This window comes from Cellulosimicrobium sp. RS (assembly GCF_046159675.1).
Taxonomy (GTDB): Bacteria; Actinomycetota; Actinomycetes; order Actinomycetales; family Cellulomonadaceae; genus Cellulosimicrobium; species Cellulosimicrobium funkei.
Map to the genome: position 1 here is coordinate 415,262 of NZ_JBJXVU010000001.1, position 24,284 is coordinate 439,545.

Genomic DNA, 24,284 nt, shown 5'->3' on the forward strand with positions numbered 1-24,284 from the left:
GCGCCGACATCGGCCGATAGCAGTCCCACACGACCCCGATCGGCGGCCCCTTCGCGGCATTGGTCCGTCCGTCCAAGGGCGGCTAGATGAGTGCGATGAGTGCCGCACACACCGCACCGCATGTGCCGGCCCCGAGAACGGCCCATCGCTCGAAGGCCTCTCCGGTCGCCGACGCCACGTTTCGCCGACCCGATCTGCTCCTTCTCTCGAGGAGCTCAGTGACGAGCACAAGCACGGCGAACGCGCCGCAAGAGGCCCAGGCGAAGCCGCGCCCGAGTGGGGATCCCAGCAGGACGGCGAAGCCGACGAGCCATCCTCCAAGGCCTACGAGGATGAAGAGCGCCCCGACCACGTACATGGCAGCGACGGAACGTGGCCCGCGAAGCGACTTGACCCAGTAGCTTCCCACCCCGAAGAAGCCGAGTCCGCAGAGCGTCAGCCCTGTCACGGCAACGGCCTGGACGACGACCACCGACGACTTCCTCACCACATCAAACTCGCACGTTGCAGAAGGTCCTAGCGCGTCTGCCGAACACGATCGTGGTCCGTCCGTCCGTCCGCACGAGCACGGCTAGACCTCGGTGCACTCCTCGCCGTTCGACGTAGCAGATCGCCAGCAGCGGGCACTCCTGCGTGCCTCAGTGGTTCGGTGCTCGAGCCCTCGAACTGCTGGGATTCCGACGGTTCCGCGTGGTGCCCCGAGCAGGACTCGAACCTGCAACCTACGGATTAGAAGGCCGTTGCTCTATCCATTGAGCTATCGAGGCGCGCGCCCATCGTAGTGGGAGCCGGGCGTGCTCGGGAGGTGGGGCCGCGGTGGTGGAGCCGCAGGTCGGGTGGTCGTGCGTCGTCCGGCGCGTGCGTTTGGCGGGGCCCTCGACAGCGGTCACTATGAACCAGTGAGAACCCCAGACGCCGCCACGAGCGACGCGAGCGCCACCTCGGCCGGCCGGTCGCCGGGCTCGTGGCGTCCCGCTCAGGCGACCGAGGAGCTCGGTGTCACGGTCTTCGACGTCGCGCGCGACCTGCGCCGCGACGTGGCGGACGTGCGCCTCCCGCTCGCGATCGACGGCGCGACCGAGGCCGACGCCTCGCGCCGCCGTCTCCTCACCCAGCTCGACGAGCACCTGCTGCCGCGGCTGCGGGAGCTGTCGTCGCCCGCGATCGTGGTCATCGCGGGGTCGACGGGGGCGGGCAAGTCGACGCTGTACAACTCGCTGCTCGGCGAGGAGGTGTCGCAGGCCGGCGTGCTGCGGCCCACCACGCGCGAGCCGGTGCTCGCGTTCAACCCGCTCGACGCGGACGTCATCGTCGAGGGTCCGGTAACCCGCGTGGCGCGCGTGATCGACCACGACGGCGTGCCGCGCGGCACGGGCCTGCTCGACGCCCCGGACCTCGACTCGCTGCTGTCGGAGAACCGCGACACGGCCAGCCTGCTCCTCGAGGCGGCGGACCTGTGGCTGTTCGTCACGACGGCGTCGCGCTACGGCGACGCGCTGCCGTGGCAGGCGCTGTCGCGCGCGAAGGAGCGCGGGGCGAGCGTCGCGATGGTCCTCAACCGCGTCCCGCGCGAGACGCTCACGACGATCCGCGGCGACCTGCTCCAGCGGCTGCGCGACCACGGCATGGACGGCGTGCCGCTGTTCGTCGTGCCCGACGTCGGCCCGCACGAGGGTCTGCTCGACCGCTCGGTCGTCGCGCCGGTCGCGCGCTGGCTGACGATGCTCGCGGGCCCGGACCGCTCCCGCGCGGTGATCGTGCGGACGCTCAAGGGGTCGCTCGCGGCCCTGCCCGACTGGGTCACCGGCGTCTCGGACGCGGTGGAGGAGCAGGTCGAGGCCGCGGCGGACCTGCGTTCCGCCGTCGAGCGGGCGCTGCCGCCGGTGCAGGACGCCGTGCGCCGCACCGCGCTGGACGGCGCCGTCGCGCACGGGTCGCTCGAGGCGCGCTGGGCCCAGGTGACGGGCGCCGGGCGCGTCGACCGCGTCAAGGTGCGGGGCGGCGTCGTGCGGTCGTCGCGCCGCCGGGGCCGCGCGCGCGACCTGGTGCTCGCCCCGCTGCTCGACGAGACGCGCGACGCGGCGCGGCGCACGCTCGCCGCGGACGGCGTCCTCGCGTACGAGGCGCTGCGGGCGGCGCTCGACGGCGACCGCCCGCTGCCCGGCGGGGCCGACGTCCTGCCCGCCGAGGACGCCGCCGCCGCGCGCCGTGAGGCGTCCGCGACGACCCAGGTGCAGCAGTGGGCGACGCGCGCCGAGCACGTGGTGGCCGCGCTCGGGGCGCCGTCGGCGTCGGAGGCGGGCCGTGCCGCGGTGAAGGCGTTCGGGGAGACGGGCGTCGCGGCGCTGCTCCTCGCCGGCGCGGCAGGGAACGACGACGCCGCCCGGCTCGTGCGGACCGTGCTCGCCGACGAGGGCGACGAGGCGGTCGCCGCGCTGCGCGACGACATTGCCGACCGGGCCGCGACCATGGTCGAGCGGGAGGCGGAGCCCGTCCTCACGACGCTCGCCGACCCCGCGCTCGCCGCGGACGCCGCCGTCGGCCTGCGCCTACGACTCGCCGAGCTGAGGAGGCTCATGTGACGTCACACGACGCCCAGCTGCGCGCCCGGGTCGACGACCTCGCGCGCGCGGTGGACCTCGCGGGCGACCGCCTCGACCCCGCCGTCGCGGCCCAGGTGCGCGACGCGATCGGCGGCGTGCGCGAACGCCTCGCGCTCGGCGTCGACCACACCGTCGTCGCGCTCGCGGGCGGCACCGGGTCGGGCAAGTCGAGCCTCTTCAACCGGGTGTCGCGCCTCGACTTCGCGGACGTCGGCGTCAAGCGGCCCACGACGGCCCGGGTCACGGCGTGCTCGTGGAGCGACGCCGCGACAGCGCTGCTCGACTGGCTCGACGTCGACCCCGAGCGTCGCATCACGCGCGACGGCGAGCTCGACGCCGAGGACGAGTCGGCGCTCGGCGGCCTCGTCCTGCTCGACCTCCCGGACCACGACTCGATCGAGCCCGCCCACCGCGCGGTCGTCGACCGGGTGCTGCCGCTCGTCGACCTGCTCGTGTGGGTCGTCGACCCGCAGAAGTACGCCGACGACGCGCTGCACTCGGGCTACCTGCAGAAGTCGACGGGGCTCGAGGGCTCCATGGTCGTCGCGCTCAACCAGATCGACACCGTCCCCGGGGCGCGCCGCGCGTCGCTCGTCGAGGACATGGACCGCCTCCTGCAGGAGGACGGGCTCGACGGCGTCTACGTCACCACCGTCTCCGCGCGCACCGGCGAGGGCCTGGACGAGCTGCGCTCGCTGCTCGAGCAGGCGGTCGCGCGACGCAGCGTCGCCGCGAGCCGCGTCGCGGGCGAGCTCGACCGCGCCGGGGCGCTCCTGCTGGAGCAGCTCCCGGGCGACGTCCCGTGGACGATGAGCACGGCCGTCGAGGAGGAGGTCGACGCGCTCGCCGACGCGACGGGCCTCGCCGCGGTCGCGGGTCAGGTCGGCGCGGCCGTGCGCAACGGGTACGGGCGGCCCGAGTTCTCGCCGCCGCAGCCCGACGCCGTCGCCCTGTCGCGCTCGCGCTGGCTCGCGCGCGCGGGGCGCTCGCTGCGGTCCGGCTGGCAGAAGGCCCTCGACGAGGCCGTCGCGCCGTCTCCGCGCGTCGCCGAGGCGACGCGGTCCGCGCTCGCGAAGATCCCCCTCGACACGCGCGGGCCGTCGTCCTCGCGCCCCACGCGGCGCGCGGCCTGGTCGGCGCTCGCGGTCGGGGTCGTGGCGGGGGTCCTGGCGGTGCTCGGGTCGCTGCGCGTGCTCGACCTCGGGCGCACGCTCGTCACGGTGTGCGCGGTCGTGGCGGCGGTCGCCGTCCTGGGCGCCGTGGTCGCGTTCCTCGTCGCGCTCCAAGTGCGGCGCACGCTCGCCCGACGCCGGGAGCAGCAGGTCCTCGCCTCGGGGCGCGGTGCGATCGAGCGCGTCGTGCAGGACGCGATGGGCCGGCCCACCCAGGAGCTCCTCGACCTGCACCGGCAGGTGCGCGAGCTGGCGCAGTCCGCGCGGGACAAGACGCCCGCCGCGCCGCTCACCGGGGCGCTACGGCTACCCCCAGGCATGGACGGCGCAGGCTCGTCCACAGGCGAGGGCCCGACGCCGGACGGCACCGCCGCTCCCACCGCACCCTGAGGCGGTGGCCGGGACCAGCCCGGCCGTCGACCTCAGGAGGAACCATGCCCGGTGACGTCACGGTCACGCTGTCCGGCTTCGTCGCGACCACGCCCACGCTGTTCCGCTCGCAGTCGGGCAACGACTTCACGAGCTTCCGGATCGCCCAGACCCGGCGCTACCTCGACCGCGAGCGCGGCGAGTGGGTCGACGGCCGCACGCTGTGGTTCACGGTCAAGGTGTGGAAGAACACCGCGCGCAACGTCGCGCTCTCGCTCCACAAGGGCGACCCGGTCGTCGTCACGGGCCGGCTCTCGCTCGACGAGTGGGACGGCCCGGACGGCCCGCGCACGAGCCTCGTCGTCGAGGCGACGGCGCTCGGCCCCGACCTCACGCTCGGCGAGGCGCGGTTCACCCGCACGGTGCACCGCCGCGACGACGACGCCACGCGCCGCACCGAGGGCGGCCCCGCCGACGCGGTCGACGGCGTCCCACCCGCTGCGGCCGGCACGCTCGACCCGAGCGGCGTGCCTGACGCCGCGGGTGGGGGCGAGGCGGGCGCGGGGCCGGGCGCCGGCGGCGGTGAGCTCGATCCGGGTGATCCCGTGCGCGAGGAGCCCCCGGCCGACGACCCCTGGGCGACGGCGGACGTCGCGGCGGCGCTGGGCGGGGAGCCCGACGCGTCGGGCGCCCGTGCGCCGCGTGCTCGCACCGCCCGGAAGGGGAGCGCGACGGCGGCCGCCTGAGCCGTGGGACGGGGCGGCGTCGTGACCTTCGACCGGTCGCGGCGCCGTCGGGCGCGTCCCGGCGGCCCGACCGCGTAGGCTGAGTGGTCGACGAATCCCGTACCTCTCCCGACCGAAACGGTGGAACGACAGGCTGTGGCTGAGTTCATCTACTCCATGTACAAGGCGCGCAAGGCGCACGGAGACAAGGTCATCCTCGACGACGTCTCCCTGAACTTCCTGCCCGGCGCCAAGATCGGCGTCGTGGGCCCCAACGGCGCCGGGAAGTCCACGATCCTCAAGATCATGGCCGGCCTGGACACGCCGTCGAACGGTGAGGCGCGGCTCTCCCCGGGGTACAGCGTCGGCATCCTGCTCCAGGAGCCGCCGCTCAACGAGGAGAAGACGGTGCTCGGCAACGTCCAGGAGGCCGTGGCCGACATCCTCGCCAAGAAGCAGCGCTTCGACGAGATCTCCGCGCTCATGGCGGAGCCCGACGCGGACTTCGACGCGCTCCTCGCCGAGATGGGCACGCTCCAGGAGGCGATCGACGCCGCCGACGCGTGGGATCTCGACTCGCAGCTCGAGCAGGCGATGGACGCGCTGCGCTGCCCGCCGCCGGACGCCGACGTGTCGGTGCTCTCCGGTGGTGAGCGACGCCGCGTCGCGCTGTGCAAGCTCCTGCTCGAGAAGCCGGACCTGCTGCTGCTCGACGAGCCCACGAACCACCTGGACGCCGAGTCCGTGCTCTGGCTCGAGCAGCACCTCGCGACGTACCCGGGCGCGATCCTCGCCGTCACGCACGACCGCTACTTCCTCGACCACGTCGCGGAGTGGATCTGCGAGGTCGACCGCGGGCGCCTCTACCCGTACGAGGGCAACTACTCGACGTACCTGGAGAAGAAGCAGGAGCGTCTGCAGGTCCAGGGCAAGAAGGACGCCAAGCTCGCCAAGCGCCTGAAGGACGAGCTCGAGTGGGTCCGCTCGAACGCGAAGGGCCGCCAGACCAAGTCGAAGGCGCGTCTCGCCCGCTACGAGGAGATGGCTGCTGAGGCCGAGCGCACGAGGAAGCTCGACTTCGAGGAGATCCAGATCCCGCCGGGCCCGCGCCTGGGCAACCTGGTCCTCGAGGCGTCGAACCTCCAGAAGGGCTTCGACGGCCGCCAGCTCATCGACGGCCTCAGCTTCACGCTGCCGCGCAACGGCATCGTCGGCGTCATCGGCCCGAACGGCGTCGGCAAGACGACGCTGTTCAAGACGATCGTCGGGCTCGAGCCGCTGGACGGCGGCGAGCTCAAGGTCGGCGAGACCGTGTCGATCTCCTACGTCGACCAGTCGCGCGGCGGCATCGACCCGAAGAAGACGCTGTGGGAGGTCGTGTCCGACGGCCTCGACTTCATCAAGGTCGGCAACGTCGAGATCCCGTCGCGCGCGTACGTCGCGTCGTTCGGGTTCAAGGGCCCGGACCAGCAGAAGCCCGCGGGCGTCCTGTCCGGTGGTGAGCGCAACCGCCTCAACCTCGCGCTGACGCTCAAGCAGGGCGGCAACCTCCTGCTGCTCGACGAGCCGACGAACGACCTCGACGTCGAGACCCTGGGCTCGCTCGAGAACGCGCTGCTCGAGTTCCCCGGCTGCGCCGTCGTGGTGTCCCACGACCGGTGGTTCCTCGACCGCGTGGCGACCCACATCCTCGCGTACGAGGGCACCGAGGAGAACCCGGCGAGCTGGTACTGGTTCGAGGGCAACTTCGCCTCCTACGAGGAGAACAAGGTGGAGCGTCTCGGCGCGGAGGCGGCCCGTCCGCACCGCGTGACGTACCGCAAGCTCACGCGCGACTGACCACCGTCGTCGCACGGCTCGGCCACGACGCCGGGCGGGACCCGTTCCCGCCCGGCGTCGGCGCGTCCGGGCCCGTCCTGGCCGCCGCCCGAGGAGGTGCTGGGGCGTCACCCTCTGCCGCGCGACGTCGAGCCCGACGCCGTGACCTCCTACCTCGCCGCGCTGACCGGCTACTTCCTCAAGTCCTCGCTCGACCCGGCGCCGCCGGGCATCCCGCACCTGCGCGCGTTCCAGCGGGCGCAGGCCGAGGTCGGGGTCGCGTGGCTCCGGCACCGCCTGGGGGAGTGACCCTCCGCGAGACCGGCTCGTGCGGTCGCGGTCGACCCTCGCAGGGGCGGTCTCGACCCTTGCGCGTCGATGTCGGGGGGTGCGGGGACGGTCCTCTCGTGTCCCATCGGGCCTGGCCAGCGGCATTCCGGCAGACTGACGGGATGACGGCCAGCGGTGACTCCGGAGACGACGCGGTCCGTCCGGACGCGCCGACCCCCGACGGCACGCGCCCCGACGGACCGCGCGCCGGCGGGGTCGCGGCGAGCGCCTCGGCGACCACGGGGCTCGTCGAAGCGCTGGAGATCCTGCGGGGGCGGCTCGCCGCCACGCGGCTCCCGCTCGACCTGCCCGGCGCGGCGCTCGCGCGCGAGGACCTCGGCCTCGCGGTCCACCAGCTCGACGACTACCTGCTGCCCCGGCTGCGCTCGCACGCGGCGCCGCTGCTCGTCGTCGTCGGCGGGTCGACCGGAGCGGGGAAGTCGACGCTCGTGAACTCGCTCCTCGGCGAGCACGTCTCAGCGCCCGGCGTGCTGCGCCCGACGACGCGCGCGCCCGTCCTCGTCCACCACCCGCTCGACGAGCGCTGGTTCTCGACCGACCGCGTGCTGCCCGGGCTCGCGCGCGTGAGCGAGCACGGCACCCGGTCCGCCGCCCCCGGCACCCCGACCGGCACCGCGACCGGTCCCGGTACCGGGACCAGGCCCGGCGAGCCCGCCACGCCGCCCGACCCGACGCGCACGCTGCGCCTCGTCGCGAGCGACGCGCTGCCGCAGGGCCTCGCGCTCGTGGACGCGCCCGACGTCGACTCCGTGGAGACGGCGAACCGCGAGCTCGCCGCGCAGCTCCTCGCCGCGGCCGACCTGTGGCTGTTCGTCACGACAGCCGCCCGCTACGCCGACGCCGTCCCGTGGGACCTCCTGCACCGTGCCGCCGAGCGCCGCGCGCAGGTCGCGATGGTCCTCGACCGGGTCGACCCGGGCACCGAGGCCGTCGCGGACGACCTGCGCCGGATGATGGACGAGAACGGCCTCGACGCCGCGACGCTCTTCGTCGTGGGGGAGTCCGAGCTCGTCGACGGCTTCCTCCCCGAGCGGGCGGTCGCCGCGGTGGCGTCGTGGCTCTCCGCGCTGGGTGCGGACGGCGACGAGCGGGACCGGGTCGCGACCGCGACGCGCGACGGGGTCGTGGACGACCTCGTGCGCCGGGCGGTCCTCGTGGCGGGCGCGGCCGACGCGCAGGCGGCGTCGGACGCGCGCCTGCGCGGCGTCGTCGAGCGCGCGTACGACGAGGCGGCGACGACCGTGGACGCCGCGACGAGCGACGGCGCGCTGCTGCGCGGCGAGGTGCTCGCGCGCTGGCAGGACTTCGTGGGCACGAGCGAGCTGTTCCGCTCCGTCGAGCAGGGCGTCGGCCGGGTCCGCGACGCGCTCGCGGCGTTCTTCCGCGGGCGTCCGGCGCAGGCGCCGCAGGTCGAGCAGGCGATCGCGCACGGGCTGGAGGCGGTGATCCTGGACGCGACGGACGTCGCGGCCGAGCGCGCCTACGGCGGGTGGCGCGCGGACCCCGCGGGGTCGGCCCTGCTCGACGGGCTCGACCTGGCGCGGTCGTCCGCGGGCGTGCGGGCGCGCGTCGCGGAGGAGATCCGGGGCTGGCAGTCCGACGTCCTCGACCTCGTGCGCGAGCAGGGTGCGGGCAAGCGCGGCGCCGCGCGGGCGCTGTCCTTCGGGATCAACGGGCTGGGGCTGAGCCTCATGGTCGTCGTGTTCGCCTCGACCGGCGGCCTGACGGGCGCCGAGGTCGGGATCGCGGGCGGGACGGCGATCCTCGCGCAGAAGCTCCTGGAGGCCGTGTTCGGCGACGACGCGGTGCGGCGCCTCACGCGGACCGCGCGCGAGCGGCTCGCGGAGCGGGTGCGCGTGGTGCTCGACGACGAGTCGCTGCGCTACACCGCGCAGCTCGACGCCCTCGGGACGGCCGACGCCGACGAGACCGCCCGCTCGGTCCTCGAGGCGGCGCGCGCGGTCGAGGCCGCGGCCCGGGTCGAGCGGTCCGCACGCCCCGCCGTCGCGGCCGGTGCGGACGGCGGCCGGACCGCCGTGGGTCGGCACGCCGCGCGTCTCCTGCGCGGCGCGGGGTGGACCCCGCCGCCTCCGGACGAGTCCGCGGTCGCGCCGGGGGACGAGGCGGCAGAGCCGGCCCGGCGGCCGGGGTTCTGGCGCCGCCTGCTGGGGGGTGAGCAGGCATGACGATCGACCTCGCGGCGCGCACGACCGCGCTGGAGACCGCCGTGCGCGCGGGGGAGGGGCGCGTCGACGCCGACCTGCTCGCCGACGCGCGGACCGTCGTCGCCCGCGCGCGCGAGCGGGCCGGGCTGTCGGCCGACCACACCGTCGTCGCGCTCGCGGGTGCGACCGGCTCCGGCAAGTCGTCGGTGTTCAACGCGCTCGCGGGCACCGAGCTCGCGACGGTCGGGGTGCAGCGGCCCACGACGTCCCACCCGCTCGCCGCGGTGTGGGGCGCGTCGGGACCCGCCGCCGGCCCGGCGGGACCGGCCGCCCTCCTCGACTGGCTCGAGGTGCGGCGACGGCACGAGATGGGCACCCCGCTCACCTCCGGGGACCCGGGCGACGCGCGCGCGGGCGGCGGCCTGCGCGCGCTCCTGCGCGGTCGCCGCGCGGGCGAGCTGACGAGCGGCCTCGTGCTGCTCGACCTGCCCGACCACGACTCGGTCGTCGTCGAGCACCGCGTGCGCGCGGAACGCCTCGTCGAGCGCGCCGACCTGCTCGTGTGGGTCGTCGACCCGCAGAAGTACGCGGACGCCGCGCTGCACGAGCGCTACCTGCGCCCGCTCGCGGGGCACGGGTCGGTCGTCGTCCTCGTGCTCAACCAGGTGGACCGGCTCACGCCCGCCGACGCCGACGCGTGCCTCGCCGACCTGCGCCGGCTCGCGGCCGAGGACGGGCTCGCCGACGCGCGCGTGCTCGGTGTCTCGGCCCGCACCGGCCAGGGCCTGGACGAGCTGCGGGGGCTGCTCGCGGACGCCGCGGCCCGGCGTCGTGCGTCCAACGACCGGCTCGCGGCCGACGTGCGCGCGGTCGCGCGCCGCGTCGCGGCGGCGTGCGGGGAGCCCGTCCCGGAGCGCGCGGCGCGACGGGCACGTGACGGCCTCGTCGACGCCCTGGAGGCCGCGGCGGGCGTCCCGACGGTCGTCGCCGCCGTGCGCGGCTCGGCCGTGCGGGACGCGCGCGCCGCGACGGGCTGGCCCGTGACGCGCTGGGTCGGCCGGTTCCGGCCCGACCCGCTGCGCCGCATCGGGCTGCGCACCGGGCCCGCCCCGGGCTCGGCGCGCGCGCGGGCGGCGAAGGAGCTGGGCACGGCCGAGACCGCGAGCCGGCCCGAGCTCGCGCGGACCTCGCTCCCGGCGGTCGGTGCCGCGCTGCGGGCCGGCGCGCAGACGGCGGTGCGCGACTACGCGGCCGAGGCCACCGCGGGCGTGCCGGACGACTGGGCGCTCGCCGTGCGCCGTCGGGCGTCCGAGGGCGCGGCGGACCTCGCCGACGCGCTCGACCAGGCCGTCGCGGGGACCGAGCTCGAGGCGGCCCGCCGTCCGGTGTGGTGGCGCGTCGTCGGCGCGTTCCAGTGGCTCGTGCTCGCGGCGCTCGTCGTGGGCCTGCTGTGGCTCGCCGCGCTGTGGGGGTTCACCTACCTGCGCCTGCCCGAGCCGCCGACGCCGGTCCTCACGCTCGGCGGCCCGGGCGCCCCGGAGCTGCCGTGGCCGACGCTGCTCGCCCTCGGCGGGATCGTCGTGGGCGTGCTCGTCGCGCTCGTCTCGCGCGCCGCGGCCGCGGTGGGCGGACGACGGCGGGCGGCGCGCGCCCGACGGCGGCTGCGCGACGCCGTCGGCCAGGTGGCCGACCGACTCGTGCGGCTCCCCGTGGGCGAGGAGCTCTCCGCGCTAGCGAGCTGCCGCGCCGCGGCTCTCGTCGCCGCGTCCTGACCGTCCGACCTCCAGTCGCCGAGCACGAGGTTGCTGTCGTCCTGGGCGCCAGGACGACGGCAACCTCGTGCTCGGCGCGGAGGAGCCTCGTGGTCGGCGGGCCGGTGGAGAATGGACCCGGTCCGGTGACCGGGGCACCTGTCCCGCCGGTCGCGCCGGGCCGCACCGTCGAGCGAGAGGACCCTCCATGACCCGTCTGCACGTCCCCGTCTCCCTGCGGTGGTCGGACCTCGACGCGTACGCGCACGTCAACAACGTCGAGATGTTCCGCCTGCTGGAGGACGCCCGCATCACCGCGTTCTGGACCCACCCGGACGCGGGCGAGGACGCCTGGCCGACGGCCGTCCTGGAGACCGGCCCCCACGCGACGAGCCACACGCTCGTCGCGCGCCAGGAGATCGAGTACCTGCGCCCGCTCGGCTTCACGCGCACGCCCGTCCGCGTCGAGCTGTGGATCGGGCACCTCGGCGGGGCCAGCCTGGAGGTCTGCTACGAGGTGCACGACGGCGCAGCGCGCTTCGAGCGTACCGGCCCCACCTCGGGCGGCGCCCCGTACGCGAAGGCCGCGACGACGATCGTCGTGGTCGACGCCGCGACGGGCTCGCCCCGGCGCATCAGCGAGGCCGAGCGCGCCGCGTGGGAGCCGTTCGTCGAGGAACCGCTGACGTTCCGCCGCCGCCGCTGAGCCCCCGGAGCGGCGGCGTGCGTCGCCGCTCCGGTCAGCCCGGCTCTCGGTCGTCCCGCGGCCGGTCCGCGGAGGGGCGACCGCTGCGCGCGGCGCGCTCGGCGGCCTCGGCGACGTTGCGCTGCATCCCGCCGAACACCACGCCGTGGAACGGCTTGACGGCCCACCAGTAGAGCTGGCCCGCGAGCCCGTGCGGGTGGAACAGCGCGCGCTGCGCGAAGTAGGTCCGGCCCGGCCCGCTGGCGTCCTCCGGCGAGGGACCCGGCGCGTCGGGGTCCGTCGCGTCGGGGAGCTCGGCCGCCGCCTCGTCGACGCGCAGCTCGAGCCACGCGAGGCCCGGGAGCCGCATCTCGGCACGCAGCAGGAGCCGGCGCCCGGGCTCGATCGCCTCGACGCGCCACCAGTCGAGCTCGTCGTCCACGCGGAGGTAGCGCTCGTCGCGCCGGCCGCGGCGCAGGCCCGGCCCGCCGACGACCCGGTCCATGAGGCCCCGCACGCGCCACGCGAGCGACCACGAGTACCAGCCGCCCTGCCCGCCGATCTCCTCGATCACGCGCCAGAGCACCTCGCGCGGCGCGTCCACGACGGTGCGGCGCTCGTCCACGTAGAGCGAGCCGCCCGCCCAGTCCGGGTCGCTCGGCAGCGGGTCCGACGGCGCCCCGGGCACCGACGCGGACGACCAGCGCGTCGTGACCTCGCCGTCGTGGATGCGCTCGAGCGCGAGCTCGACGGCCCGGTCGAACCCGATGAGCCCTTCGGGCGGGTCGGGCACGTACTGCGCGATGTCGTGCTCGTGGCACACGACCTCGTGCTGGAGCGACTCGACGAGGGGTCGGGCGATGCCGCTCGGCACGGGCGTGACGAGCCCGACCCAGTGCGACGACAGCCGGGGCGTGAGCACCGGCACGCTGACGATGCGCCGCCGGGGGAGGTTCGCCACGCGCGCGTACCGCTGCATCATGTCGCGGTAGGTGAGCACGTCGGGGCCGCCGATGTCGAAGCCGCGCGACACGTCGTCGGGCATCGAGGCCGAGCCGACGAGGTAGCGCAGCACGTCGCGGATCGCGATCGGCTGGATGCGGTTGTCGACCCACTTCGGGGTCGTCATGGCCGGGAGCCGCTCGGTGAGGTACCGCATCATCTCGAACGACGCCGAGCCCGAGCCGAGGATGACCGCGGCGCGCAGGACCGTCGTCGGGACGCCCGACGCGAGCAGGATCTCCCCGACCTCCTTGCGCGACGCGAGGTGCGGCGACAGCTCGCCCTCCGGCACGTCGGGGAACAGCCCGCCGAGGTAGACGATGCGCCGCACGCCGGCCTCGCGCGCCGCGCGCGCGAACGTCAGCGCGGTGCGCCGGTCGCGGACCTCGAACGTGCGCCCGGTGCCGAGCGAGTGCACGAGGTAGTACGCCACGTCGGCGCCCTCGAGCGCCGCCCGGATCTGGTCCAGGTCGCTCGCGTCCGCCTCGACGAGCTCGACGTCGTCCGCCCACTCGCGGCCCGCGAGCCGCTCGGGGTGCCGGGCGAGCGCACGGACCTCGAAGCCGGCGCGGAGCAGCTCGGGCACGAGCCGCCCGCCGACGTACCCGGTGACCCCGGTGACCGCGGCCCTCATCCGAGGAGCTCCAGGACCTCGCGCTCGGCGCGCGTCTGCGAGCGCGTCGACCCGATGGTCTCGCCCCGCTCCCACAGGTCGAACAGCCGCGGGTCGATGTACGACGACCGCGCCACGGCGGGCGTGTTCCCGAGCTCCTCCGCGACGTCCTTGACGACCCCCGTGACGACCCGGCGCCGGGCGCGATCGGACGCGGGCGCCGTGCCGGCGTCGGCCAGGGCACGCGCCGCGAGCACCGTCGCGTGCCACGTGCGGAAGTCCTTGGGCGTCGCGTCGTCGCCCAGGCGCTCCTTGATGCCGGCCTGGACGTCGGCGCTCGTGACGTCGTGCCACACCGCGCTGCCGGTCGCGTCCGCGTCGCGCCACGCGAGCAGCTCGACGCCGCCCCGGCGTCGCTTGAGCGTCGTCACGAGCTCGGCGACCACCGGGTCCTCGACGACCACGTCACGCACCTGGCCCGACTTCGCCGGGTAGTGGAAGTGCACGCTCCCGTCGCGGCGGACGCGCGCGTGCTCCTTGCGGATCGTGGCGAGGCCGTAGCTGTTGTTCTGCTTCGCGTAGATCTCGCCGCCCGCCCGGAAGTACGCGAGGTCGAGCAGCCGGAACGCGAGCGCCAGCACCTTCTCGCGCGGCATGCCGGGGAGCTCGAGCTCGCGCGCGACCCGGCGCCGGGCGGCAGGCAGGCGACGGCCGACGTCGAGCACGTGGTCGTGCTTGCGGCGGGCCCGCCGCACCTGCCACTGCTCGTGGTAGAGGTACTGGCCGCGCCCGGCGACGTCCCGGCCGAACGCCTGGATGTGCCCGTTGGGGTACCGGCAGATCCAGACGTCGGACCACGCGGGCGGGACGGCGAGGCGCTCGCAGCGCGCGACCTCCTCCTCGTCGGCCAGGGGCAGGCCCTCGACGTCGAGGAACACCCACGCGTCGCCCTTCGGGCGGCGGGTGTACCCCGGCGAGGTCACGGTCACGCGGCGCAGTCGCACCAGGACAGTGTCGGGCCGACGCGCGTCCGTCGCCCGTCAGAGCGCGGGGAGGCGGACCATTCCCTCCTGGGCGATCGACGCGACGAGCGTGCCGTCCTGCGCGAACACCCGCGCGGCGCCGAGCCCGCGGCCGCCCTGGGCGCTCGGGGCCGACTGCACGTAGAGCAGCCACTCGTCCACGCGCACGTCGCGGTGCCACCACATCGCGTGGTCGAGGCTCGCGATCGACATGTCGGGCGTGACCCAGCTCGTGCCCGCCTGGCGCAGGATCGGCTCGAGCATGACCTGGTCGCACGCGTACGCCATGAGCGCTCGGTGCAGCAGCTGGTCGTCGCCGACGTCGCCCCGCGCCCGCATCCACACCATCTGGTGGTCCTTGGGCTCGTGGTCCGGGTGCAGGTAGAGCGACCCGCCCACGTGCCGCAGCTCGAACGCCGAGTGGTGCGACCAGAACCGCGCGATGGGGTGGTCGATGCCGCCGAGCACGTCGAGCGCGGACGGCACCTCCTCGGGGGCCGGGGCGTCGGGCATCTCGGACGCGTGCTCGATGCCGCCCTGCTCCTCCTGGAACGAGGAGATCATCGACAGGATCGGCTTGCCGTGCTGGATCGCGTGCGTCCGGCGGGCGCTGAACGAACGCCCGTCGCGCAGCCGCTCGACCGCGAAGTCGATCGGCACGTCGAGGCCGCCGGGTCGCAGGAAGTACCCGTGCAGGGAGTGGGGGAGCCGGCCCTCGGGGACCGTGCGGCCCGCGGCGAGGACCGCCTGCGCGAGCACCTGCCCGCCGTAGACGCGGCCCGTCGGCTGGTGCACGGAGACCCCGCGGAAGTGCTCCGGGTCGGCGGCCGACCCGTCGCCGTCGCCGACCCGCTCGAGGCGCAGCACGTCGAGGAGGTGGTTCAGCGGGTTCGGGACCTGCTCGCGCGGGGCGGCGTCCGACGTCGGGCCGGGGGAGGCCGAGGAGGTCGACGGCGGGGTGGGCTCGGGGGTCACGGGTGGGGGCTCCTTCGCTCGGGCGGCGGGTCGGTCAGTCCTCGAAGGTGTTGAGGAGGGAGTGCGCCGCGCGCTCCAGATAGTCCCACAGCGTCGCCTCCTGGATCGGCGGCAGGTCCAGGGTGTCGACGGCGGCGCGCATGTGCGCGAGCCAGCGGTCGCGCGCGTCGGGGTTGACCTTGAAGGGCGCGTGCCGCATGCGCAGGCGCGGGTGGCCGCGCTGCTCGCTGTACGTCGTCGGGCCGCCCCAGTACTGCTCGAGGAACGCGGTGAGCCGCCAGCGCGCCGGGCCGAGGTCCTCCTCGGGGTACATGGGCCGCATGACCGGGTCGTCCGCGACGCCCTCGTAGAACGCGTCGACGAGGCGCACGAACGTCTCGTGCCCGCCGACCTCGTCGTAGAACGTGCGGCTCGGGCGGACCGGCGCGGTCGCGCCCGCGGGGCCGGCCGGCGCGCCGTTCGACAGTCCGGCGACGGGCAGCGTCGGGCGGGGGGTGGGCTCGGTCGTCACCGGCCCATCATCGCACCGGCGGCGGCGCGCTCCCGAGCCCGGAGCCGCCGCCCGGGGCGGTCCGGGCGCACGTCACAGCCCGAGCTCGGCGAGCACCGGCAGGTTCTCGCGCACGACGGCGCGCGCCTGGGCCGCGCTCTCCGCGTCGACCGCGAGGCGCGCGAGCCGGCGGCACTCGTCGACGTCGACCTCGCGCAGGAGCGCCGCGACGTCGGGGATCGCACGCGCTGTCATGGACAGCGACGACACCCCGAGCCCGACGAGCACGACGGCGAGCACCGGCTGGGACGCCGCCTCGCCGCACACGCCCACGGGCCGGCCCTGCTGGGCCCCGCCCGCGCACGTCGCCTCGACGAGCCGGAGCACGGCGGGCTGCCACGGGTCGCTCAGCTCCGCGAGCGACCCGAGGAGGCGGTCCGCGGCCATCGTGTACTGCGTGAGGTCGTTGGTGCCGATCGACGCGAACGCCGCGCGCGCGAGGATCGGCCCGGAGAGCAGGGCGGCGCTCGGGACCTCGACCATGACGCCCGCCACGTCGAGGCCGTGCGCGCGGCAGCGCTCGACGAACCACTCGGTCTCCCCGACGGTCGAGACCATGGGCGCCATGACCCACACCTCGGCCTCCTCGGCCGCGGCGGCCTGCGCGATCGCGTCGAGCTGCTGCTCGAGCAGCTCCGGCCAGCGCGCGGCGGTGCGCAGCCCGCGCACGCCGAGCGCCGGGTTCTCCTCGTCGTCGACGGTGAGGAAGTGCAGCGGCTTGTCCGCGCCGGAGTCGAGGGTGCGGATCACGACCTTGCGCCCGCCGAACTCGCGGAAGACGGTGCGGTAGGCGGCGACCTGCTCCTCGACCGTCGGCGGCTGCTCGCGGTCGAGGAAGCAGAACTCGGAGCGGAACAGCCCGACGCCCTCGGCGCCGGACGCGGCCGCCGCCGCGGCGCCCGCCGGGTCGCCGACGTTCGCGAGGAGCTGCACCCGGTGCCCGTCGCGCGTGCGGCCCGTGCCGTCGAACGTGCGCACCTGCTGCGAGCGGGCCCGCGCCGCGGCCACCTGCTCGGGCGACGGGTGCACGACGACCGTCCCGGCCGCGCCGTCGACCAGCACGACGTCCTCCGGTGCGAGCGCCGCGCTCGCTCCCGTGGCCGCGACGACCGCGGGGATGCCCTTGGCGTTCGCGACGATCGCGGTGTGCGACGTCGGCCCGGCGCCGTCGGTGACGATCGCCAGCACGCGCGCGGGGTCGAGCGCGGCCGTGGCCGACGGCGCGAGGTCGTACGCGACGAGGACGAACGGCTCGGTGTGCTCGGGCACCCCGGGCGCGGGACGGTCGGTGAGGGCCGCGACGAGCCGGTCGCGGACGTCTGCGACGTCGCGGGCGCGCTCGGCGAAGTACCCGCCGAGCTCGGTGAACTGCCGCACGACCTCCTCCGCGGCCTCCCACACCGCGCGCTCGGGGACGAGGTGCTCGTCGAGCACGCGGCGCCGCGCGTCGGCCGCGAGCGTGGGGTCGGCCGCCATGGCCGCCGTCGCCTCGAGGACGTCGCGCGCGTCGCCGTCGGCGGCGTCCGCGGCGCGCTGGAGGTCGCCCGCGACCTGCTCCGCCGCGGCGTCGACGCGCCGCGCCTGCGCCTCGTGGTCCTCGCGCGGGCCCATGCGCAGCCCCGGTGCCGGCTCGTCGATCGCCTCCGGCATGAGCACCACCGGCCCGACGACCGTGCCGGGGCACACGCCGATGCCCGTGATGACCTGCCGTGCCTCGTCCTCGGTTCCGCCCGTCACGACCCTCGCTCCTCGTCCGCCTCGGGCGTGCGACCCGGGTGCCCGGGCCGGTGCGCACGCGTGCCCGTCACGGTCCGACCGCCAGGCCGCCGTGCACGTCCCTGTTGCGGGGGCGTTGCGGGGCCGCGTCGATCCGGTGACAACCTCGCCAGGAGACTAGGCTGTTCCCAGGTGCTCGGCACCCCGACACCCCGGATCCCCCGCGCGGATCCCCACCCGCGACTCGCCTCAGGAGACACTTTCGATGAGCACCCCCTCGGACCAGAAGGCACAGAACATCCTCGACGCCCTCGGGGGTCAGGGCAACGTGGTCGACCTCGAGCCGTGCATCACGCGCCTGCGCGTCGAGGTCACGGACCCGCAGCTCGTCGACGAGGCGCGCCTCAAGGCGACGGGCGCGTTCGGCGTCGTGCGCTCGGGCCGCGTCGTCCAGGTCATCGTCGGCCCGGAGGCCGACAACCTCGCCGCGGAGCTCGACGGCCTGCGCTGAGTCCCCCCGGGTCCCTCCGTACGGAGGGACCGGCGCCGTCGTGGTCGTGCCCGACGGCGCCACGCGGCTCAGGACGCCGGGCCGCCCGCCACGTCCTGCACCACGGTCGCCGCGGCGGCGCCGCGCCTCTCGCGGGCCGCCTGCGCGGACCGGTCACCCGTGTCGTCGGGACGGTCGTCGGGCCGCGCGTCGGTTCGGTCGTCGGCCCGGTCGTCGGGCAGCGACGGCGAGTGGTCGAGGACGACCACCTGCTGCGCCCCGGCCAGCGGGACGCGGGCGTCGGACAGCGCCTGCCGGACGCGCGAGCGCAGCGCGCGCGCCACCTCCCACTGCATCGCGGCCTGCGTCTTGACCTGCACCCTGAGCTGCAGCGCCTCGGCCGTCATGGCCTCGATGCCCGTGACCTCGGGCGGCTCGAGGAAGTACGTGCCGAGCACCGGGTCGCTCCCGACCTCCTCCGCGGCCGCGAGCAGCGCCGCGCGCACGGCCTCGACGTCGGCCCAGTACGCGACGCGCACGTCCACCACCGCGCGACCCCACTCCTGGGTCTTGTTGCCCGTCCGCAGGATCTCGCCGTTGCGGACGAACCACAGCGTGCCGTTGCCGTCGCGGACCTTCGTCACGCGCAGCGCGACCTCCTCGACGGTGCCCGTGACCTCGCCGAAGTCGACCGTGTCCCCGACGCCGTACTGGTCCTCGAGGAGCATGAACGTGCCCGAGAGGAAGTCCTTCACGAGGCTCTGCGCGCCGAAGCCCAGCGCGACGCCCGCGATGCCGGCCGACGCGAGGAACGGCGCGATGTTCACGCCGAGCTCGGTGAGCACCATGAGCACGATCGTCGCGCCGATGACGATGTTCGCGGTCGAGCGCAGCACCGAGCCCACGGTCCGCGCCCGCTGGGCCCGGCGGGCGCTCGCGAGCGGGTTCGCGCGCAGCAGCACGCTGCCGACCTCGGAGCCACCGAGGCCCTTGAGCCGCTTGCCGCGGAGCGTGGGCGTGCCCTCGGCGATGTGCTCGGAGACGCGGCGGATGAGCCGGCGCACGACCGCGAGGACGAGCGCCCCGATCACGACGATGAGCAGCACGCGCAGCGGGAGGCCGACGAACCACTCGAACCAGTCGTCGGGGTTGCTCGCGTCGAAGCCGTTGGCGAGCTCCTCCGGGACCTCCGCGGGCGCGCGCACGGCAGGAGCGAGAAGGGGGAGGGACATGCGGGCAGGGTACCCGGGGCACATGAGAGCGACCCGGGCACGCCGGGCGATCGTCCTGCCCGCAAGGCCCTGGTCTGGCAGGATGCAGGCGTGAGCGAACCCCCGCAGACGGACCTGCCCGAGCCGTTGGTGCAGCTGGCCGACGCCCACGGTGTCGCGTCCGACTTCTGGGACTTCGACGGGACGCGCCGCCAGGTCCGGGCCTCGACCCTCGTCGCCGTGCTGGAGGCCCTCGGCGTCCCCGCGTCGTCCCCGGAGAAGGTCGCCGTCAGCCTCGAGCACTCGCGCGACGACGCGTGGCGGCAGATGCTGCCCCCGACCGTCGTCGTCCGGCAGGGCGACGCCGTGCCGGTCCCCGTGCACGTGCAGGACGGCGCCGCCGTCGACGTCTGGGTCGAGCTCGAGGCGGAGCAGGGCCGCTCCGGCGTCGCCGGGCACCACGCCGCGCGCGCCCCCCGGGAGCGCCGCCACCTCGGCCAGCTCGACGTGTTCGTCGAGCCGCGCACCGTCGACGGCCGGCGCGTCGGCCGCGCGACGTTCGAGATCCCGGCCGACCTGCCCCTCGGGTGGCACGACCTGCACGCCGAGAGCGACGGCGCCCACGCGCGCGCGACGCTCGTCGTGACGCCGCAGCGGCTCGAGCTGCCCGCCGCCGTCGCGGAACGGCGCGCGTGGGGCTTCATGGCCCAGCTGTACTCGGTGCGCTCGCGCGCGTCGTGGGGCGTCGGCGACCTGGCCGACCTCGCCGACCTCGCCTGGCTCGCCGCGCACGAGGCCGGCGCGGACTTCGTCCTCGTCAACCCGCTGCACGCCGCCGAGCCGCGCACGCCGATGACGCCCTCGCCCTACCTCCCGACGAGCCGCCGCTTCGTCAACCCGCTGTACATCAGGGTCGAGGACATCCGCGAGACGGGGTACCTGTCCGCGGCCGACCGCTCGCTGGTCGAGTGGGCGTTCGACCCGGTGCGCGACCTCGACACCGACCCCGGTCCCATCGACCGCGACGCCGCGTGGGAGGCCAAGAAGGCGGCGCTGGAGGTCGTGTTCACCGCGCCCCGGTCCACCGCCCGCCAGGCGTCGCTCGACGCGTTCCGCGCCGAGCAGGGCAAGGGGCTCGAGGACTTCGCCACGTGGTGCGCGCTCGCCGACCACTACGGCGACCGGGACTGGCCGCCCGGCGCGTCCGACCCGAACGGCCCGACCGTCGCGGCGCTGCGCGAGCAGCTCGCCGACCGCGTCGAGTTCTACTGCTGGCTCCAGTGGGTCGCCGACGAGCAGCTCCGCGTCGCGCAGCGCACCGCGCGCGAGGCGGGCATGTCGGTGGGGATCATGCACGACCTCGCGGTCGGCGTGCACCCCGAGGGCGCCGACGTCTGGTCGCACCGCGGCGTGCTCGCCACCGGGGTGTCCGTCGGGGCGCCGCCGGACATGTACAACCAGCAGGGCCAGAACTGGTCCCAGCCGCCGTGGCACCCGCGGGCGCTCGCGCGGGCCGGGTACGCCCCGTACCGCGACATGCTGCGCACCGTCCTGCGGCACGCGGGCGCGATCCGGATCGACCACGTCATCGGCCTGTTCCGGCTGTGGTGGATCCCGGGCGGGGCGCGTGCCGACGCGGGCGCGTACGTCCGCTACGACCACGAGGCCCTCGTCGGCATCCTGTGCCTCGAGGCGCACCGCGCGGGCGCGATGGTCATCGGCGAGGACCTCGGCGTGTTCGAACCCTGGGTCCGTGACTACCTCGCGGACCGCGGCGTCCTCGGCACGTCCGTCCTGTGGTTCGAGAAGACCGACGACGGCCGTCCGCTGCCCCCGGAGGACTACCGGCGCCTCGCGCTCGCGACCGTCACGACGCACGACCTGCCGCCCACGGCGGGTTACCTCGCGGGCGAGCACGTCGAGCTGCGGGACCGTCTGGGCGTGCTCACGGAGGACGTCGCCGACGTGCGGCGGGCCGCGCGCGCCGAGCGGGACGCGATGATCGCGTTCCTGCGCGAGCGGTCGCTCGTGGGCGAGGACCCGTCCGAGCGCGAGCTCGTCGAGGCCCTGCACCGCCTCGTCCGCAGCACCCCGGCGGTGCTGCTCGGCGTCTCGCTGGCCGACGCCGTGGGGGAGCGCCGCTCGCAGAACCAGCCGGGCACGGACCAGGAGTACCCGAACTGGAAGGTGCCCCTCGGCGACTCGTCGGGCAACCTCGTCCTGCTCGAGGACCTTTTCGACTCCGCCCGCCTGCGCTCTCTCGCCAAGGCGATGAACGACTCCCTCTGACCGGCCGAGCAGGCCGTCCTGGCCCGTCCCGCTCGCCGCACGCGCCGGGATCGCCTGCTCGCCGCGCCGGTACCACCTGGTCGCGGACCCGCGCGGGACGACGAGCGCCGGGCCGCTCCGTCGGACGGAGCGACCCGGCGCGCGGTCGTGAGGGGTGCTGACCGAGGGGTCAGGCGTCGGCGGCCTGGGCCGCGAGGGCGCGCTCGACGCCGGCGAGGTTCTCCACCACGAGCCGGCGCAGCGCCGGGGCGGCGTCGGCGTTGGCGTCGAGCCACTCCTGCGTCGCGTCGCGCAGCACGGTGCTCGCGAGCGGGGCCGGGTAGAGGCCCGTGACGAGCGCCTCGGCGATGTGGTACGACCGCTGGTCCCACAGGGGGAGCAGCGCGTCGAAGTACGCGCCGACGAGCGGGGCGAGCGACTCGGGGTCGTTGACGTGCTGGAAACCGAGCGTGGTGGCGCGGACGATCGCGTTGGGGGCGTCGTCCGAGCCGACGAGGCGGTCGAACGCGGCGCGCTTCGCCGCGGCGGTGGGCACCGTCGCGCGGGCCCGCGCGGCGGACTGCTGGCCCGTCGCGGTCGAGTCGGCGTCGAGCGTCGCCTCGATCTCGGCGTCGTCCGCGAGGTCGAGCAGGACGAGCCCCTCGAGGATCTCCCAGCGCAGGTCGGTGTCGATCTCGAGCCCGTCGAGGGCAGCGGAGCCGTCGAGCAGCGACCGGAGCGCCTCGCCGTGCGCGGGCGTCGACGCGAGGTGCGCGAAGAACTTCACGAGCTGGAACTGCAGGTCCGAGCCGGGGGCCGCGTCCTGCGCGAGCGACCAGAGCACGTCGCCGACGTGCGCGAGCGTCTCCTCGCGGCGCTCCGGGGCCACGTACGTCTTCGCGGCGAGCGCGAGCTGGTTGAGGGTGGTGCGGATCGTCGTCGACTCGGTCTCGCGGGCGATGTTGCCCAGCACGAGGCGCACGTAGTCGCTGGCCGGCGTCTCGCCGTCGCGCGTCGCGTCCCACGCGGAGCCCCAGACGAGCGAGCGGGCCAGCGGGTCGGCGAGGTCCGCGAGGTGCTCGGTCGCGACCTGGAGGGACGCGGGGTCGAGGCGGATCTTCGCGTACGCGAGGTCGTCGTCGTTGAGCAGGACGAGCTGCGGGCGGTCGAGGCCGAGCAGCTCGGGGATCTCGGTGCGCGGCCCGGCCACGTCGACCTCGGTGCGGTGCACGCGCGTGAGCACGCCGTCAACGAGGTCGTAGAAGCCGATCCCGAGCCGGTGCGGACGCAGCGTCGGGTGGTCGGCCGCCGCCGTCTGCACCACGGAGAACGTGGTGAAGCGGCCGTGGGCGTCGAGGTCGAACTCGGGCCGCAGGGTGTTCACGCCCGCGGTCTCGAGCCACAGCGCGGACCACTCGGTGAGGTCGCGGCCGCTCGTGGCCTCGAGCTCGACGAGCAGGTCGCGCAGCTCGGTGTTGCCCCACGCGTGCTTGCGGAAGTACGCCGCGACGCCGGCGAGGAACTGCTCCTTGCCGACCCACGCGACGAGCTGCTTGAGCACCGACGCGCCCTTGGCGTAGGTGATGCCGTCGAAGTTGACGAACACGTCCTCGAGGTCGTTGATCGTCGCGACGATGGGGTGCGTGGAGGGCAGCTGGTCCTGGCGATAGGCCCAGGACTTCTCCATCGCGGCGAACGTCGTCCACGCCTCGCGCCACTCGGTCGCCTCGGCGGTCGCGAGCGTCGACGCGTACTCCGCGAACGACTCGTTGAGCCACAGGTCGTTCCACCACTTCATGGTCACGAGGTCGCCGAACCACATGTGCGCGAGCTCGTGGAGGATGGTCACGACGCGACGCTCCTTGACGGCGTCGGTGACCTTGGACCGGAACACGTACGTCTCGGTGAACGTCACGCACCCGGCGTTCTCCATCGCGCCCATGTTGTACTCGGGCACGAAGAGCTGGTCGTACTTGTCGAACGGGTACGGGTGCTCGAACGCGGACTCGAAGAACGCGAAGCCCTCGCGCGTCTTGTCGAACACGTAGTCGGCGTCCATGTGGTCGGCGAGCGACGCGCGGCAGAAGACCCCGAGCGGGATCGTGCGGCCGTCGGACGACGTGAGCTCGCTGCGCTCCACGACGTACGGCCCCGCGACGAGCGCGGTGATGTACGACGAGATGCGCGGCGTCGGCTCGAACGCCCAGCGCGCGACCTCGACGTCGCCGGCGCCCGTGCCGGTCGGGTCGGCCTTCGTGCCGAGCGCCTCGGGCGCGGGCGTCGGCTGGTTGCTCACGACCTCCCACGCCGCGGGCGCGGTGACCGTGAACGCGAACGTCGCCTTGAGGTCGGGCTGCTCGAAGACGGCGAACACGCGCCGCGAGTCCGGGACCTCGAACTGCGTGTAGAGGTAGACCTCGCCGTCGACCGGGTCGACGAACCGGTGCAGGCCCTCGCCCGTGTTGGTGTACGCGCAGTCGGCGACGACGCGCAGCTCGTTGTCGGCCGCGAGGCCGTCGAGCGCGATGCGCGAGTCGGCGAACACCTGCGCCGGGTCGAGCGCACGGCCGTTGAGCACGACCTCGCGCACGGTCGGCGCGACGAGGTCGACGAACGTGCTCGCGCCCTCGGTCGCGGTGAACCGCACCACGGTCGTCGACGCGAACGTCGTCGCCCCCGTCGTGAGGTCGAGGTCGACCTCGTAGGACTGGATGTCGACGATCGCCGCGCGCTCGCTCGCCTCGGCGCGGGTGAGGTTCTCTCCGGGCACTGCATCTCCTCGGTCTCGTGGTCGGGCC

Annotated in this window: 18 protein-coding genes and 1 tRNA gene; 10 read left to right on the plus strand and 9 right to left on the minus strand. The window is 75.2% G+C overall.

The window, feature by feature from the left end:
- Positions 1-82: 82 nt before the first annotated feature.
- On the minus strand, positions 83-472 hold the full coding sequence (locus ACI769_RS01870) for a hypothetical protein (RefSeq protein WP_043659524.1): 390 nt from the start codon (positions 470-472) through the stop codon (positions 83-85).
- 219 nt (positions 473-691) lie between these two features.
- Positions 692-767: transfer RNA gene (locus tag ACI769_RS01875), tRNA-Arg, on the minus strand.
- Positions 768-899: 132 nt separating this feature from the next.
- Here ACI769_RS01875 and ACI769_RS01880 point away from each other — a divergent pair.
- The 8 genes from ACI769_RS01880 (at position 900) to ACI769_RS01915 (ending at position 11,660) form a co-directional block, all read left to right on the plus strand.
- The gene (locus ACI769_RS01880) at positions 900-2,582 is read left to right on the plus strand and encodes a GTPase (RefSeq protein WP_085388167.1); all 1,683 of its coding nucleotides are present in this window, start codon (positions 900-902) and stop codon (positions 2,580-2,582) included.
- Entirely contained in the window at positions 2,579-4,165 is a 1,587-nt protein-coding gene (locus ACI769_RS01885; RefSeq protein WP_043658887.1) for an ABC transporter, read from the plus strand. The genes ACI769_RS01880 and ACI769_RS01885 overlap by 4 nt, the downstream gene beginning before the upstream one ends.
- Positions 4,166-4,209: 44 nt before the next feature.
- Positions 4,210-4,890, plus strand: coding sequence for a single-stranded DNA-binding protein (locus tag ACI769_RS01890; RefSeq protein ID WP_051028524.1), 681 nt, complete (start codon positions 4,210-4,212; stop codon positions 4,888-4,890).
- A gap of 135 nt (positions 4,891-5,025) precedes the next feature.
- Positions 5,026-6,708: an energy-dependent translational throttle protein EttA gene (gene ettA / locus ACI769_RS01895; protein WP_021483138.1), complete on the plus strand. Its 1,683-nt coding sequence runs from the start codon at positions 5,026-5,028 to the stop codon at positions 6,706-6,708.
- Positions 6,709-6,849: 141 nt separating this feature from the next.
- Entirely contained in the window at positions 6,850-6,996 is a 147-nt protein-coding gene (locus ACI769_RS01900) for a hypothetical protein (RefSeq protein ID WP_157446645.1), read from the plus strand.
- 143 nt (positions 6,997-7,139) lie between these two features.
- Positions 7,140-9,224 carry a GTPase domain-containing protein gene (locus ACI769_RS01905; RefSeq protein WP_085388166.1) on the plus strand — a complete coding sequence of 695 codons (2,085 nt, stop codon included), beginning with the start codon at positions 7,140-7,142 and terminating at the stop codon, positions 9,222-9,224.
- Positions 9,221-10,975, plus strand: coding sequence for a GTPase (locus ACI769_RS01910; RefSeq protein WP_085388165.1), 1,755 nt, complete (start codon positions 9,221-9,223; stop codon positions 10,973-10,975). The genes ACI769_RS01905 and ACI769_RS01910 overlap by 4 nt, the downstream gene beginning before the upstream one ends.
- 187 nt (positions 10,976-11,162) lie before the next feature.
- Positions 11,163-11,660 (plus strand): thioesterase family protein, encoded by a 498-nt coding sequence (locus tag ACI769_RS01915; protein ID WP_043658693.1) that lies wholly within the window; start codon positions 11,163-11,165, stop codon positions 11,658-11,660.
- A 34-nt stretch (positions 11,661-11,694) separates the two neighbouring features.
- On the opposite strand, the gene ACI769_RS01920 is transcribed toward ACI769_RS01915, so the two are convergent.
- From ACI769_RS01920 to ptsP, 5 genes are all read right to left on the minus strand, one after another.
- Positions 11,695-13,275 carry an SDR family oxidoreductase gene (locus ACI769_RS01920; protein WP_043658691.1) on the minus strand — a complete coding sequence of 527 codons (1,581 nt, stop codon included), beginning with the start codon at positions 13,273-13,275 and terminating at the stop codon, positions 11,695-11,697.
- Positions 13,272-14,261 (minus strand): DNA topoisomerase IB, encoded by a 990-nt coding sequence (locus ACI769_RS01925; protein ID WP_085388164.1) that lies wholly within the window; start codon positions 14,259-14,261, stop codon positions 13,272-13,274. Before ACI769_RS01925 ends, ACI769_RS01920 begins: the two co-directional genes overlap by 4 nt.
- Positions 14,262-14,294: 33 nt before the next feature.
- Entirely contained in the window at positions 14,295-15,143 is an 849-nt protein-coding gene (locus ACI769_RS01930; protein WP_232322803.1) for an acyl-CoA thioesterase II, read from the minus strand.
- Between the two features lie 142 nt (positions 15,144-15,285).
- Entirely contained in the window at positions 15,286-15,717 is a 432-nt protein-coding gene (locus tag ACI769_RS01935) for a globin (protein WP_044144497.1), read from the minus strand.
- 117 nt (positions 15,718-15,834) lie between these two features.
- The gene (gene ptsP, locus ACI769_RS01940; protein ID WP_051028506.1) at positions 15,835-17,538 is read right to left on the minus strand and encodes a phosphoenolpyruvate--protein phosphotransferase; all 1,704 of its coding nucleotides are present in this window, start codon (positions 17,536-17,538) and stop codon (positions 15,835-15,837) included.
- Positions 17,539-17,746: 208 nt separating this feature from the next.
- On the opposite strand from ptsP, the gene ACI769_RS01945 reads away from it, so the two are divergent.
- Positions 17,747-18,028, plus strand: coding sequence for a glucose PTS transporter subunit EIIB (locus ACI769_RS01945; protein WP_255181276.1), 282 nt, complete (start codon positions 17,747-17,749; stop codon positions 18,026-18,028).
- A 68-nt stretch (positions 18,029-18,096) separates the two neighbouring features.
- Here the strand turns inward: ACI769_RS01945 and ACI769_RS01950 are convergent, their stop codons facing one another.
- Positions 18,097-19,239, minus strand: coding sequence for a mechanosensitive ion channel family protein (locus tag ACI769_RS01950; RefSeq protein ID WP_409141095.1), 1,143 nt, complete (start codon positions 19,237-19,239; stop codon positions 18,097-18,099).
- A 90-nt stretch (positions 19,240-19,329) separates the two neighbouring features.
- Here ACI769_RS01950 and malQ point away from each other — a divergent pair, with 90 nt between their 5' ends.
- A complete protein-coding gene (gene malQ, locus ACI769_RS01955; RefSeq protein WP_085388161.1) occupies positions 19,330-21,507 on the plus strand; it encodes a 4-alpha-glucanotransferase in 2,178 nt (725 codons plus the stop codon).
- A 169-nt stretch (positions 21,508-21,676) separates the two neighbouring features.
- Here the strand turns inward: malQ and pepN are convergent, their stop codons facing one another.
- Positions 21,677-24,256, minus strand: coding sequence for an aminopeptidase N (pepN, locus tag ACI769_RS01960; RefSeq protein WP_085388160.1), 2,580 nt, complete (start codon positions 24,254-24,256; stop codon positions 21,677-21,679).
- Positions 24,257-24,284: the final 28 nt, after the last annotated feature.

Coding starts and splice junctions, on each gene's coding strand:
- ACI769_RS01890 (WP_051028524.1), top strand. CDS start 4,210: ATGCCCGGTGACGTCACGGTCACGCTGTCCGGCTTCGTCGCGACCACG.
- ACI769_RS01905 (WP_085388166.1), top strand. CDS start 7,140: ATGACGGCCAGCGGTGACTCCGGAGACGACGCGGTCCGTCCGGACGCG.
- ACI769_RS01910 (WP_085388165.1), top strand. CDS start 9,221: ATGACGATCGACCTCGCGGCGCGCACGACCGCGCTGGAGACCGCCGTG.
- ACI769_RS01915 (WP_043658693.1), top strand. CDS start 11,163: ATGACCCGTCTGCACGTCCCCGTCTCCCTGCGGTGGTCGGACCTCGAC.
- ACI769_RS01920 (WP_043658691.1), bottom strand. CDS start 13,275: ATGAGGGCCGCGGTCACCGGGGTCACCGGGTACGTCGGCGGGCGGCTC.
- ACI769_RS01950 (WP_409141095.1), bottom strand. CDS start 19,239: ATGTCCCTCCCCCTTCTCGCTCCTGCCGTGCGCGCGCCCGCGGAGGTC.